The organism is Anaerotruncus sp. 1XD42-93, from assembly GCF_009917605.1.
GTDB lineage: Bacteria > Bacillota > Clostridia > Oscillospirales > Ruminococcaceae > Anaerotruncus.
Genome location: NZ_QZEG01000214.1, coordinates 1 through 719 on the forward strand (window position 1 = coordinate 1; position 719 = coordinate 719).

Below are 719 nucleotides of genomic sequence, written 5' to 3' on the forward strand. Positions count from 1 at the left end.
ACCAGCCGCTACACGATGGATTCCAAGGATTCTACGGTGCGCCGGTATCTGGCGCAGCGGGCGGAGCTGTTGGGCGCGATCCGTCTGCCCAACAATGCGTTCAAGGCCAATGCCGGGACAGAGGTGGTATCCGACATTATTTTCCTGCAAAAACGTGACCGCCCGATTGACATTGCGCCGGACTGGACGCAGACCGGACAGACCGAAGATGATTTTACCATCAACCGCTATTTCCTGGACCACCCGGAAATGGTGCTGGGCAGACAGGAGCCGGAAAGCACCGCTCATGGCATGGATTACACCGTAAATCCCATTGAGGGATTGGAACTTTCCGACCAGCTGCACGATGCGGTTAAGTACATTCGCGGGACCTACCAGGAGGCCGAACTGCCGGAGCTGGGCGAGGGGGAAGAAATTGATACTTCTATCCCCGCTGACCCTGATGTAAAAAACTATTCCTATACCGTTGTGGACGGTGCGGTGTACTATCGGGAAAACAGCCGCATGGTGCGCCCCGACTTAAACGCCACCGCCGAGGCCCGCGTAAAGCGGCTGGTGGAACTGCGGGACTGTGTGCAGAAGCTCATCGCACAGCAGATGGACAGCTTTGTTTCGGATACGGCAATCCGTGAAACCCAGGCCGAATTGAACCGGCTCTATGACGCATTTTCCGCAAAGTACGGGCTGATCAATGACCGGGGGAACCGGCTGGCCTTTGC

Annotated in this window: 1 pseudogene; it reads left to right on the plus strand. The window is 56.9% G+C overall.

The window, feature by feature from the left end:
- Positions 1-719 (plus strand): annotated as a pseudogene (locus tag D5269_RS19075) (DEAD/DEAH box helicase); the annotation flags it as partial.